The sequence below is a fragment of the Roseivivax jejudonensis genome (assembly GCF_900172265.1).
Classification (GTDB): domain Bacteria; phylum Pseudomonadota; class Alphaproteobacteria; order Rhodobacterales; family Rhodobacteraceae; genus Roseivivax; species Roseivivax jejudonensis.
In genome coordinates this window covers 454,191-466,108 of record NZ_FWFK01000004.1, presented here as the reverse complement: position 1 = coordinate 466,108, position 11,918 = coordinate 454,191, and the positions used below count along the sequence as shown (strand labels likewise).

The window sequence follows — 11,918 nt, the reverse complement described above, 5'->3', positions numbered from 1 at the left end:
CGCTGCGCCGCGGCGCAGGGTCACGCAACGTCACCCGGAAATTCCGGCCGTTGTCGGTGTTTGATTGTTGCGCGGGTGCCATGTCCGCGCCGTGAGGGCCTGTCGCGACGTTGATTCTCTCGCGGCGTTCCGCCCAGTATTCGTGCGATCCGAGTCGAAAGAGTGCTGCCATGATTTCTCGCCGTCACTTCCTTGCCGCGACCGCGGCCGGTGTCGCCCTGCCTGCGCCCGCGTTGGCCCAGTCCGGCGGCTTCCAACTCGAGCCCGTCTTTCGCCCGCAACGCGTGACGATTAAACGTGATCTGGGCGCGCCTCAGATCATCATCCTGCCGCGTGCGCACTTCCTGTACTTCGTCGATCAGCCGGGGTCGGCGCTGCGCTATGGCGTCGGCGTCGGACGTGCCGGCCTCGAGTTCACCGGCGAAGCGGTGATCCAGGTGAAGAAGGAATGGCCGACCTGGCGCCCGACCGACGAGATGATCGAGCGGGAGCCCGACACCTATTCGCGGTTCGTCGACAACGATTACGTGCAGCCGGGCGGGCCGGAGAATCCGCTGGGCGCGCGGGCGCTCTACCTGTTCCAGAACGGGCGCGACACGTTCTACCGGATCCACGGCACGACGGCGCCGCGGTCGATCGGCCGCTCGGTGTCGAACGGCTGCATCCGGATGCTGAACGAGCACGTGATCGACCTATACGAGCGCGTGCCCGTGGGAACCAAGGTCACGGTTCTCTGAACGCTTCCCCAGTCGAAGTCTGAGCGCGGCGGGCCGGTGGCCCGCCGTTTCGCGTCAAAGAGCGACGTGGAAAAAGAGCAGGATCGGGAACGCGCCGGCGGCGGCAATGCAGACCAGCTGCGCGATGTGGCTCGCCTTCTGGAGGAGCGGCGTCTGTTCCATCGTTTCGGCATACGCAGCTGCGGCATAAGGCAGCGCCATCGTCTGGCCGACTTCGACCTTCATCGTGCGCTCGTACTCGGCCTTGAGCACCTCGTAGCGGGCGCGCTGCGCCTCCGCGTCCGCCAATCGCTGGTCGTCGATGGTGGATCCGTCCATTGTAGCATTCCCGATCTGACTGTGCGACGTTCGGTCAGCAGATGGTGTCCCGAGCGGGGAGGGCAAGTCCGCCGGCAAACGTATTCCAGTCTTGCTTCGTGACGGGTGGTTCCGCATACTTGCGATCGCTAAGTTATCTCTATCGACCTGTCCTCTCCGAAGCGTCAGTCCCTCGATCAAGCACTGACTGAGCCGTTCTGCCGCAATCCCGCGGGCAGCAGCACTTCCGAGAGGAGTTCGACGATGGCCACCGGCACCGTCAAATGGTTCAATGCTACAAAAGGCTACGGCTTCATCGCGCCCGATGGCGGATCGAAGGACGTGTTCGTTCACATCAGCGCCGTGGAGCGTTCGGGCCTGACCGGTCTTCAGGACAACCAGAAAGTGTCTTTCGAGATCCAGTCGGGCCGCGACGGCCGCGAATCCGCGGTCGACCTGCAGCTCATGTGACCTTGCGCGCGGCCTAGCCGCGTGCCGTGTCCGGGGCCGGCGTCTCGGACACGGCCACTCGCCCGTCCGGCAGCGGCGTGCACAGCGCGCGCGCCTCGGGTTCGTCCCCCCTCAGCCACGTCCGTATAGCCTCCGCCGACAGCATGACGCCCATGCGGTCGTGGATCGGCGCGACCTCCGCGTTGGGCGCGCAGGTCAGAGTCGCCAGTTGCGCGACCCTCGTGCCGCCCGGCGCCTGCCACTCGTCCCACACAGCCGCGCACCACAGCCAGCCGCCGTCCCGGTCACGCAGGGCCCAACGTGTCTTGCGCCGCGGCGGGCCGGTCCATTCGTACCAGCCATTGATCGGCACGACCGCGCGCTTCAGCCCGGCGAAGGCGCTCTTGTCGAACACGGTTTCGGACCGCGCGTTGATCAGCGTCTCGAGAACCGGGCGGCCGCGCGCGTTGGTGCGGCCCGAGGGGATCAGCCCCCAGCGCATCTCGCGAAACCCGTCGACTGTCAGCGTCCAGAGCGGTTCGCCGGGCGAGATATCGAGGCGCGGCTCCGCCGCGGGCGGGGCGGGGACGCCGGCCTCGCGGGCGGCGTCGGCCAGCGGCGCGTCGATGAAGAGCCGCCCCGGCATGTCAGTTCGACCCGGCCTCCGAAGTCTCGTCGGGCGCAGGCTCGATCAGCGCTTCCACCTCGGGGCCGATCGCCTCGACGATGCGCGTCACGCCTTCTGCGTTGGGATGGATCCCGTCGGACTGCATGAAGCCCTGCATGCTCGCGGTGTCGTCGTCCTCGCGCAGGGGGCCGAGGAAATCGGGAAACAGCCGCGCGTCGTATTCCTCGGCGAGGTCGGGAAAGATCGCCTCGAACGACTGCTTGTAGTCGGCGCCGTAATTTCCCGGTGCGGTGAGGCCGGCAAGCAGCACCGGCAGGTCGCGCGACGCGGCGACGTCGAGGATGCCGGAGAGGTTCTCGCGCGAGACTGCCGGGTCGATCCCGCGCAACAGGTCGTTGCCGCCGAGCGCCACGATCATGGCGTCGGTTTCCTCGCTCAGCGACCAGTCGACGCGCGACAGGCCGCCGGCTGTCGTGTCGCCCGAGACGCCGGCATTGATCACGTCCACGTCATGTCCGCGCTCCGTCAGCCACGCCTCCAGCTGCGGGACGAAGCCGTTCTGCTCCATAAGGCCGTAGCCCTGAGTGAGCGAATCGCCGAGCGCGACGATTTCCGTCGTCTGCGCCGCCGGCGCCGAGGCGGACATGCCCCAGACCACGAGCCAGAGCGCCGTCTTGCTGCGCCGCGTCGCGGCCCCATATCGCGTCAGGCAAACCATAGGGCGCGTATCCTCCGAATGACCGATCATGTTCTTTCGCTCAAAGATGTGACCCTTCGGCTGATGGGCAATGCCGGCCCGGTCGAGATCCTGCACGGGATCACGCTCGATGTCGCGCGGGGCGAGACGCTCGGCCTCGTCGGGCCGTCAGGGTCGGGGAAGTCGTCACTCTTGATGATCATGGGCGGGCTCGAACGCGCGACGGGCGGTGACGTGCGCGCGCTCGGGCAGGATCTCACGGCGATGGACGAGGACGCGCTGGCCCGGTTCCGGCGCGATCACATGGGCGTGGTATTCCAGTCCTTCCATTTGATCCCGACGATGACCGCACTCGAGAACGTGGCGACGCCGCTGGAGCTTGCCGGCGCGCCGGACGCCTTCGACCGGGCCCGGGCCGAGCTCGACGCGATCGGGCTCGGGCAGCGGCTCGATCACTATCCCTCGCAGATGTCGGGCGGCGAACAGCAGCGCGTGGCGCTGGCCCGCGCCGCGGCGCCGCGGCCCGAGATTCTGCTGGCGGACGAGCCGACCGGCAATCTTGACGGCCAGACCGGCGAGGCGATCGTCGATCTGCTGTTCGGGCTGCGCGATCGGCATGGCGCGACGCTCGTCCTCGTCACCCACGCGCCCGCGCTGGCGGATCGCTGCGACCGGGTCGTGCGGCTGCGCGACGGCCGGGCCGAGGGCGCGACGCTCCGGGCCGCGGAATGAGCCTGCGGACGGCGGCCACCTTTGCGCGCCGCGAATTGCGCGGCGGGCTGCGCGGGTTCCGGATCTTCCTCGCCTGCCTCGCGCTCGGGGTCGCGGCGATCGCCGGCGTCGGCTCGGTGCGCTCCGCGATCCAGGCCGGGCTCGAAGAACAGGGCGCGGTGCTGCTGGGCGGCGACGCGCAGGCGCAGTTCACCTATCGCTTCGCCACCGAGGACGAGCGCACGTGGCTCGAGAGTATCTCCGACGAGGTGTCGGAGATCGCGGACTTCCGGTCGATGGCCGTGGTGCCGCGCGACGGCGGGGCCGAGCGCGGACTGACGCAGGTCAAGGCGGTGGACGACGCCTATCCTCTTCTGGGCGCGGTCGAGCTGTCGCCCGAGATGCCGCTGTCGGAGGCGTTGGCCGACGACGGCGTGGTGATGGCGCCGATCCTGGCGGACCGGCTCGGCATCGCGCCGGGCGACACGGTGCGGCTGGGAGACAAGGACTTCACCTTCCGCGCGCGGCTGGAGACCGAGCCCGACGATGCCGGCGGCGGGTTCGACCTGGGGCCGCGCACCATCGTGAGGAGCGACGCGCTCGACGGGACGGGCCTGCTGTCGCCTGGCACGCTTTTCGAGACGGAGTACCGGCTGGACCTGCCGGACGGTGCCGACCTCGACGCGCTCGCGGCCGAAGCGGAGCGGCGCTACCGCGATGCCGGCATCCGCTGGCGCGACGCGCGCAACGGGGCCCCCGGCACCGCGCAGTTCGTGGACCGGCTGGGAGCCTTCCTGATCCTCGTCGGGTTGTCGGGGCTCGCCGTCGGCGGCATCGGCGTGTCGGCTGCGGTGCGCGCCTATCTTGCGCGCAAGACGAGCGTGATCGCCACGCTGCGGACGCTCGGCGCGACGCGGGCGACGATCTTCCAGACCTATTTCCTGCAGGTCGGCGCGCTCGCGCTTCTGGGAATCATCATCGGGCTCTGCCTCGGGGCGGCGTTGCCGCTCGTCTTCTCTCCGCTGATCTCGGATGCGCTGCCGGTGCCGGCGGCGTTCGGCCTGCATCCCGGTCCGCTGGCCGAGGCGGCGATCTACGGGATCCTGACGGCCCTCCTGTTCACGCTCTGGCCGCTTGCCCGGACCGAGGAGGTGCGCGCAGCCACTCTCTTTCGCGATGCGCTGGCCTCGGCGCGGGCGCTGCCCGCGCCGCGCTACATCGCCGCGACGGCGGTGCTGCTCGTGGCGCTCGTGGGTCTGGCGATCCTGTTCTCCGGCGCGGTCGAACTGACGCTCTGGACGGCGGGCGGGATCCTGGGCTCGCTATTGGTCCTCGTCGCGGCTGCCGCCGGGCTGCGCCTGCTGGCGCGGCGGGCGGCACCGGCGGCGCGGGGGCGCCCGGCGCTGCGCTGGGCCTTGGGCGCGATCGGCGGACCGCGCGACGAGGCGGCGTCCGTCGTCCTGTCGCTCGGCCTCGGGCTTGCCGTGCTGGCGGCCATCGGCCAGATCGACGGCAACCTGCGTGCCGCGATCAGCCGGGATCTTCCCGAGGTCGCGCCGTCCTATTTCTTCGTCGATATCCAGCGGGACCAGATGCCGCGCTTTCGCGAGATCGTCGAAGGCGATCCGGCGGTCGCGCGCGTGCAGTCCGCGCCGATGCTGCGCGGCATCATCACCGAGATCAACGGCCGGTCCGCGCAGGACGTGGCGGGCGAACACTGGGTGATCCGGGGCGACCGCGGCGTGACCTATTCCGAGCGCCCGCCCGAGGACACCCGGATCACGGCGGGCGACTGGTGGCCCGAGGGATACGACGGGCCGCCCCAGGTCAGCTTTGCCGCCGAGGAGGCCGCCGAGATCGGGCTGGAACTCGGCGACGAGATCACCGTGAACATCCTCGGCCGCGACATCACCGCCGAGATCACGAGCTTTCGGGTCGTCGATTTCTCGACCGCCGGAATCGGCTTCATCATGGCGATGAACCCTGCCGCGCTTCGGGACGCGCCGCATACCTTCATCTCGACGGTCTATGCCGACGCGGAGGCGGAGGCCGACGTGCTGCGCGCGGTCGCCGACGAGATGCCAAACGTCACCGCGATCGGCGTGCGCGACGCGATCGACAGGGTGTCCGAGTTGCTGGCCGGGGTGTCGGAGGCGGTGCGCTGGGGCGCGGCGGCGACGCTGGTGACCGGGTTTCTCGTGCTGATTGGCGCGGCCGCGGTGGGCGAGCAGGCGCGCACCTACGAGGCGGCGGTGCTCAAGACGCTGGGCGCCGCACGCGGGCGCATCCTCGCGAGCTTCGCGCTTCGGGCCGGGCTTTTGGGCGCGGGTGCGGGGCTCGTCGCCATCTTCGCCGGCATCGGCGGCGGGTGGGCGGTGTCGACTTTCGTGATGGAGACATCGTTTTCGCCGGTGTGGCCGTCGGCCCTCGGCATCGTCGCGGGGGGCGTGGTGGCGACGCTCGCGGCGGGCCTCGCCTTCGCCTGGCGACCACTCGCGGCGCGGCCCGCACAGGTCCTGCGTGCGCGCGAGTGAGCGCCGCGCGGGCGCCAATCGTCTTGATCGCCCGGGCGCGGGCCCCTAAAGCCGGGGCGCGACACCGCCGACAAGGGACGTCCGACCATGACCGAGAGCCTGCCCGCGCCGCTCGGCGCCGAGATCAGCCGCGCCCAGAAGACACGTCTTCTGAACCTCGTGCGGCGCGCCGCCCGGGCCGAGATCCTGCCCCGCTTTCGCGGCCTCGGCGCCGAGGACATCCAGCAGAAGAGCGGGCCGCTCGACCTGGTGACCGACGCCGACCGCGAGGCCGAGAAGATGATCGCGCGGGGGATCGCGCAGATGTGGCCGGGCGCGACCATCGTGGGCGAGGAGGATGCGAGCGCGCGGCCCGAGATCGTGGCGACGCTCAACGACGCGCCGCTCGGCTTCGCGATCGACCCGGTGGACGGGACGTGGAACTTCGCGAACGGCCTTCCGCTCTTCGGAGTGATGGTGGCGATGACGCGTTTCGGCACGCCGGTCTTCTCGATGATCTACGACCCCGTGATGGACGATTGCGTCTGGGCCGAGACCGGCGAGGCAGCCGAGATGGTGCAGTCGCGCCGGCGGCCGCGGACGCTTTCGGTGTCGGGTGGCGGGCAGCTCGAGCAGATGTCGGGCTATGCGACGATGCACCTGCTGCCGCGGGACAAGCAGGACAGCTTTGCCCAGACCCTGCCGCGGCTCGCGCGGGTGGTGTCGCTGCGCTGTGCGGCGCACGAGTTCCGCACCTTTGCGCAGGGCGGGGTGGATTTCGTGCTGTCGGCGCGGCTGTCGCCGTGGGATCACGCGGCCGGCGCGCTGATCGCGGCGCGTGCGGGCGGTCACGTGGCGATGCTCGACGGGTCGGACTACCGGGCCGGGACGACCGACGGCTACCTGCTCGCGGCTGCGGACAAGGCATCGTGGCAGCGGCTGCGCGATCTCTGGTCGATGCTGCTCTAGCCGCTGGTCCGGGGGACCGCGCGCTCTGGACCGGGCGCGTCGTGTGGGCGACACTTGCCGGGCACCGGACAGGAGGCGCACCATGCCCCAGACCGTGACGACCCCGACGCCCGAGACGAAGACGCGCGCGAAGCCCGAGAAGCCGCCGCTCTACAAGGTGATTCTGCTCAACGACGACTTCACGCCGCGCGAGTTCGTGATCGCTGTGCTGATGGCGGTATTCCGGATGACGGAGGGCGAGGCGCTCGGCGTGATGCTGACGGCGCATCGCCGGGGCGCCTGCGTGGTGGCCGTCTATACCCGCGAGGTGGCCGAGGAAAAGGCGCGCCGCGCGACCGACAAGGGGCGCGAGGCCGGCTATCCGCTTGCCTTCACGACCGAAAAGGAGGTGTGAGACCGGCGCGGGCGTCCGGCCTGCCGGAACGGGCCTCAGGTCAGGTCAGGTTCGAGCCGCGCTTCGATCCCGCCGGGGCCCACGCGCCATGCGCAGGGCGGCGCCATGCGCGCGCGCAGCCGGTCGAGCCGCCAGTGATCCTGTCCGCCGGCATGGGCGGGCTCCATCCGGAACCGCGTCTCCACCCCCGGCGCACCGCCCGATCCCGGCGTCAGCAGCAGCCCGAGCGGACGGCAGCGCCCGATCTCCGCGCCCGCCTCGGCGGCGAGATGCAGCCGCCGGACCGGAGTCAGCGGCGGCGGTTCGGGCAGCTCGGCGACCACCACCGGCGCGACGCCGGCCCGCAGACTTTCCTCTGCCGCCCAGAGCAGATCCTCGGGGCGGCGCGCGGCGGCGAAGATTACCTCGCCCGGGTCGATCAGCGGCGCCATGCCCGGCGGATTGAGCGGATCTCGCCCCCAGGCCGGCGCGATCCAGATCACCGGGCTGCCCGCCTGCGCCGCCAGCCGCAGCGCCAGCGTGCGCCGTGCCCGGCCGCAGATCTCGTGCACCCGCGCCAGTGGCAGCGTCACCTCGTCCCAGAGGGTGAGCGCGGGCGGCGGGGCGTGCGGTTTGCGGGCGAGAGGGGCGACGAGCATGGCGGAAAGATAGCGTGTTCACCAAATGTTCTCAAGTCCGATCCATGCGGCGCCGTGGCGGGGCCGACCTTCTGCGCCCTTGCGCTCGCGCCGATCGACAGGGACAGTGCCGCCGACCCGCTTCCCATCTCCGGCCCCCGATGATCCGCGTCCTCGCCCTGAGCCTCAGCCTCTGTCTTCTCGCCCGACCGGCGCTCGCCGACACGGTGACCGTCTTCGCGGCGGCGAGCCTCGGCCCCGCGCTCGAGGAGGCGGCCGCGCTGTGGGAGGACGAGACCGGGCACGACGTGACCGTGGCGGCCGCCGGCAGTTCCGTGCTCGCGCGCCAGATCGCGCAGGGCGCGCCGGCCGATCTCTATGTTTCGGCCAGCCCGGACTGGATGGACTGGACCGAGGGACAGGGCGTGATCGACGTTGAGAGCCGGCGCGTCCTGATGACGAACGCGCTTGTCCTCGTCGGCCATGGCGGGCTGCGCATCGCACCGGTGCCGATGTCGCCCGAGTTCGATATCCCCGCTCGCCTCGGAGAAGAGGGGCGGCTTGCCATGGCGCTGGTGGACGCCGTGCCGGCGGGACTCTACGGGCGCCAGGCGCTGACATGGCTCGGCCAGTGGGAGGCGCTTGCGCCGCGCGTCGCACAGGCCGACAACGTGCGTGCCGCGCTCGCGCTGGTGGCGCTGGGCGAGGCGCCTCTCGGCGTGGTCTACGCCACCGACGCGCGGGCCGAGCCGCGCGTGCACGTGGCCGGGACCTTTCCGCCCGAGAGCCACGATCCGATCGTCTATCCTGGCGCGGTGATCGCCGGGGCGGATTCGCCCGAGGCCGCTGGCGCGCTACTCGACTGGCTGGCGGGTCCGGCCGCGCAGGCGGTGTTCGCGCGTCACGGCTTCGGCCCGCCGGGCTGAACGGGATGCTGCCCCCCGGATCCGAGACATGGCCCGAGCTCTGGCCCGGCATCCGCGAGGCGGTGATCCTGTCGCTGCGCGTGGCGCTGGTCGCGACACTGGCGAGCCTGCCGTTCGGCATCGCGACGGCGTGGCTTCTGGCGCGGCGCCGCTTCCCGGGCCGTGCGGTGCTGAACGGGCTGGTGCACCTGCCGCTGATCCTGCCGCCGGTGGTGACGGGCTACGTGCTGCTCGTGCTCTTCGGGCGGCAGGGGCCGCTCGGCGCGGCGCTCGATCAGCTGTTCGGGATCAGCCTGGCCTTTCGCTGGACCGGTGCGGCGCTCGCGGCGGCGATCATGGCCTTCCCGCTGATGGTGCGCGCAATCCGGCTCGCCTTCGAGGCTGTGGATCCGCGGCTGGAGGCGGCGGCGGCGACGCTGGGCGCCTCGGGGCCGCGGGTGTTCGCGACGGTGACGCTGCCGCTCGTGGCGCCGGGCATCGTCGCCGGTGCGATTCTCGCCTTCGCCAAGGCGATGGGCGAGTTCGGCGCGACCATCACCTTCGTGTCGAACATCCCCGGCGAAACGCGCACGATCCCCTCGGCGATCTATGCCTTCCTGCAGGCACCGGGCGGCGAGCGCGCCGCACTTGCGCTCGTTCTCGTGTCCGTGGTCATCGCGCTGGCCGCGCTCTTTGCCTCCGAATGGGTCGGCGCGCGGGTGGCGCGGCGCATCCGCGGCGCGGCGTGAGCCTGTCGGTCGCGATCCGGCGCCGGCAGGGCGACTTCACGCTCGACGTGGCGTTCGACGCGCCGAACGGCGTGACCGTCCTGTTCGGCCGGTCCGGCGCGGGCAAGAGCACCGTCGTCAGCGCGGTCGCCGGGCTGCTGCGCCCCGATGCCGGCCGGATCGCCGTGAACGGCCGCAGGCTGTTCGACACGGCGGATGCGACGGACGTGCCGGTGCACCGGCGGCGGGCCGGCGTCGTGTTTCAGGAGCCGCGTCTCTTTCCCCACCTGACGGTCCGCGACAACCTGCTTTATGGTCGGCGGGCCGGACGCGCGCGGGGTGACGGGCCGCTCGGCGAGGTGACGGAGCTTCTGGGGATCGGCGGGCTGCTCGAGCGGCGCACGGCGGGGCTTTCGGGCGGCGAGGCCAGCCGCGTCGCGATCGGCCGGGCGCTGCTGTCGGAGCCCGATTTCCTGCTGATGGACGAGCCGCTGGCGGCGCTCGACGCCGCGCGCCGGGCCGAGATCCTGCCGTATCTCGAGCGCCTTCGCGACGGCGCGCGGATGCCGATCCTCTACGTGAGCCACAACCTTGCGGAGGTCGCGCGGCTGGCCACGCATCTCGTCGTGCTGGAGGACGGGCGCGTCGCTCGCGCGGGCGAGCCAGAGACCCTGCTGTCGGATCCAGAACTGGTCCGTCTCTTCGGCTTGCGCGAGGCCGGCGCGGTTCTGCGCGCGCGGGTCGAGGCGCATGCGGAGGACGGGGTGAGCGAACTCTCGATCTCGGGCGGGACGCTGTTCCTGCCGCGGATCGACGCCGCGCCGGGCACGCCGCTCCGGGTTCGGATCCTCGCGCAGGACGTGATGCTGGCGACCGAGCGGCCGCGTGGGATATCGGCCCTCAACGTGCTGCCGGTCACGGTGGTCGCGCTGCGCTACGGCGGAGGTCCGGGCGTGACCGCGCAGCTCGCCGCGGGCGACGACCGGTTGCTGGCGCGGGTGACTCGGCGGAGCGCGGCCGCGCTCGGCCTATCGCCGGGCACGCGCTGCTATGCGGTGCTGAAGTCCGTCGCGGTCGCCCCGGCGGATATCGGCGGGCCGGGCGGCGACGCCGCCGGCTGAGCCTGCCGCACCGGATCCCTTGCGCCCGCCGCGTCGCGGACTAGGCTCCGCGCGACCGCGAAGGAGCCCCTCATGCAGTATCGCCCGCTTGGCCGCACCGGCCTGTCCGTGTCCGAACTCTGCCTCGGCACGATGACCTTCGGCAGCCAGACCGACGAGACCGTGGCCCATGCCCAGATCGACCGTGCGCTCGACGCCGGCGTCAACTTCATGGACGCCGCAGAGATGTACCCTGTGAACCCCGTCGCCAAGGAGACGATCGGCCGGACGGAGGAGATCCTCGGCACCTGGTTCGCCCAGACGGGTCGGCGCGATGACTGGATCGTCGCGACGAAGGTGTCCGGCGCCGGGTTGCAGGCGGTGCGCGACGGCGCGCCGATCAGCCCCCGGACCATGACCGAGGCGCTCGAGGCGTCGTTGCGGCGGCTGCGCACCGACGTGATTGACCTCTACCAGCTGCACTGGCCGAACCGCGGCAGCTACGCGTTCCGGCAGAACTGGAGCTATGCCCCGTGGGAGCAGGACCGCGCGGCGACGCGCCAGCACATGCACGACGTGCTGGGCTGGATGGGCGAGCAGGTCGCCCGCGGCACCATCCGGCATTTCGGTCTGTCGAACGAATCCGCCTGGGGCACGACCGAGTGGCTGCGCATCGCGCGCGAGACGGGCACCCCCGAGGTGCAGTCGGTGCAGAACGAGTATTCGCTGCTCTACCGCATGGCCGATACCGACCTTGCGGAGGTTCTGGTGAACGAGGGCGTGGGCCTTCTGCCGTTCTCGCCGCTGGCCGCGGGCCTCTTGTCGGGCAAGTACCAGGAAGGCGCGGTGCCGGCGGGCAGCCGCATGTCGATCAACGGTGATCTCGGCGGGCGCGCCACGGCGCGGGTGTTTCCGGCGGTCGACGCCTACCTGGAGGTCGCGCGCCGCTTCGGTATCGACCCGGTGCACATGGCCTTCGCCTGGTCGGCGCGGCGGCCCTTCGTCGCCTCGTCGATCTTTGGCGCGACGACGCTCGAGCAACTCGAGCATGCGCTCGGGGCCGCCGACGTCGAGATTTCCGACGAACTCGCCGCCGCGCTCGACGCAGTGTGGAAGGTGCACCCCTTCCCGTACTGAGCGGCGTTGCGCCCGGCAGCCCGGCACGCTATCGC

At 71.3% G+C, this 11,918-nt stretch carries 14 protein-coding genes; 10 read left to right on the top strand and 4 right to left on the bottom strand.

Translation table 11 applies throughout. The features are described 5' to 3' along the window. The first annotated feature begins 170 nt into the window (after window positions 1–170). Window positions 171–737, top strand: a complete 567-nt coding sequence (locus ROJ8625_RS13115; protein ID WP_085792331.1) for a L,D-transpeptidase family protein — start codon at window positions 171–173, stop codon at window positions 735–737. Between the two features lie 54 nt (window positions 738–791). Here the strand turns inward: ROJ8625_RS13115 and ROJ8625_RS13110 are convergent, their stop codons facing one another. Beyond that, window positions 792–1,055 carry a hypothetical protein gene (locus ROJ8625_RS13110; protein WP_085792330.1) on the bottom strand — a complete coding sequence of 88 codons (264 nt, stop codon included), beginning with the start codon at window positions 1,053–1,055 and terminating at the stop codon, window positions 792–794. Between the two features lie 243 nt (window positions 1,056–1,298). On the opposite strand from ROJ8625_RS13110, the gene ROJ8625_RS13105 reads away from it, so the two are divergent. Then, entirely contained in the window at window positions 1,299–1,505 is a 207-nt protein-coding gene (locus ROJ8625_RS13105) for a cold-shock protein (RefSeq protein ID WP_085792329.1), read from the top strand. Between the two features lie 13 nt (window positions 1,506–1,518). Here the strand turns inward: ROJ8625_RS13105 and ROJ8625_RS13100 are convergent, their stop codons facing one another. Both ROJ8625_RS13100 and ROJ8625_RS13095 read right to left on the bottom strand, forming a co-directional pair. Then, window positions 1,519–2,130 carry an SOS response-associated peptidase gene (locus ROJ8625_RS13100; protein ID WP_085792328.1) on the bottom strand — a complete coding sequence of 204 codons (612 nt, stop codon included), beginning with the start codon at window positions 2,128–2,130 and terminating at the stop codon, window positions 1,519–1,521. A gap of 1 nt (window position 2,131) precedes the next feature. Continuing rightward, window positions 2,132–2,830, bottom strand: coding sequence for an arylesterase (locus ROJ8625_RS13095; protein ID WP_085792327.1), 699 nt, complete (start codon window positions 2,828–2,830; stop codon window positions 2,132–2,134). A gap of 18 nt (window positions 2,831–2,848) precedes the next feature. On the opposite strand from ROJ8625_RS13095, the gene ROJ8625_RS13090 reads away from it, so the two are divergent. The 4 genes from ROJ8625_RS13090 (at window position 2,849) to clpS (ending at window position 7,396) form a co-directional block, all read left to right on the top strand. Beyond that, complete coding sequence (locus tag ROJ8625_RS13090) at window positions 2,849–3,541, top strand: ABC transporter ATP-binding protein (protein ID WP_085792326.1); 693 nt, start codon at window positions 2,849–2,851, stop codon at window positions 3,539–3,541. Further along, window positions 3,538–6,054, top strand: coding sequence for an ABC transporter permease (locus tag ROJ8625_RS13085; protein WP_085792325.1), 2,517 nt, complete (start codon window positions 3,538–3,540; stop codon window positions 6,052–6,054). Before ROJ8625_RS13090 ends, ROJ8625_RS13085 begins: the two co-directional genes overlap by 4 nt. A gap of 87 nt (window positions 6,055–6,141) precedes the next feature. Further along, entirely contained in the window at window positions 6,142–7,002 is an 861-nt protein-coding gene (locus tag ROJ8625_RS13080; RefSeq protein WP_085792324.1) for an inositol monophosphatase family protein, read from the top strand. An 82-nt stretch (window positions 7,003–7,084) separates the two neighbouring features. After that, the gene (gene clpS / locus ROJ8625_RS13075; protein WP_085792323.1) at window positions 7,085–7,396 is read left to right on the top strand and encodes an ATP-dependent Clp protease adapter ClpS; all 312 of its coding nucleotides are present in this window, start codon (window positions 7,085–7,087) and stop codon (window positions 7,394–7,396) included. A gap of 35 nt (window positions 7,397–7,431) precedes the next feature. On the opposite strand, the gene ROJ8625_RS13070 is transcribed toward clpS, so the two are convergent. After that, window positions 7,432–8,034, bottom strand: coding sequence for an ImuA family protein (locus tag ROJ8625_RS13070; protein ID WP_085792322.1), 603 nt, complete (start codon window positions 8,032–8,034; stop codon window positions 7,432–7,434). A gap of 140 nt (window positions 8,035–8,174) precedes the next feature. Here ROJ8625_RS13070 and modA point away from each other — a divergent pair, with 140 nt between their 5' ends. The 4 genes from modA to ROJ8625_RS13050 all read left to right on the top strand — a co-directional run bounded on the left by modA (window position 8,175) and on the right by ROJ8625_RS13050 (window position 11,883). Beyond that, complete coding sequence (gene modA / locus ROJ8625_RS13065; protein ID WP_085792321.1) at window positions 8,175–8,939, top strand: molybdate ABC transporter substrate-binding protein; 765 nt, start codon at window positions 8,175–8,177, stop codon at window positions 8,937–8,939. Window positions 8,940–8,944: 5 nt separating this feature from the next. Then, window positions 8,945–9,667, top strand: a complete 723-nt coding sequence (modB, locus tag ROJ8625_RS13060) for a molybdate ABC transporter permease subunit (protein WP_085792320.1) — start codon at window positions 8,945–8,947, stop codon at window positions 9,665–9,667. Then, window positions 9,664–10,767 carry a molybdenum ABC transporter ATP-binding protein gene (gene modC / locus ROJ8625_RS13055; protein WP_085792451.1) on the top strand — a complete coding sequence of 368 codons (1,104 nt, stop codon included), beginning with the start codon at window positions 9,664–9,666 and terminating at the stop codon, window positions 10,765–10,767. Before modB ends, modC begins: the two co-directional genes overlap by 4 nt. A gap of 72 nt (window positions 10,768–10,839) precedes the next feature. Continuing rightward, entirely contained in the window at window positions 10,840–11,883 is a 1,044-nt protein-coding gene (locus ROJ8625_RS13050) for an aldo/keto reductase (protein ID WP_085792319.1), read from the top strand. Window positions 11,884–11,918: the final 35 nt, after the last annotated feature.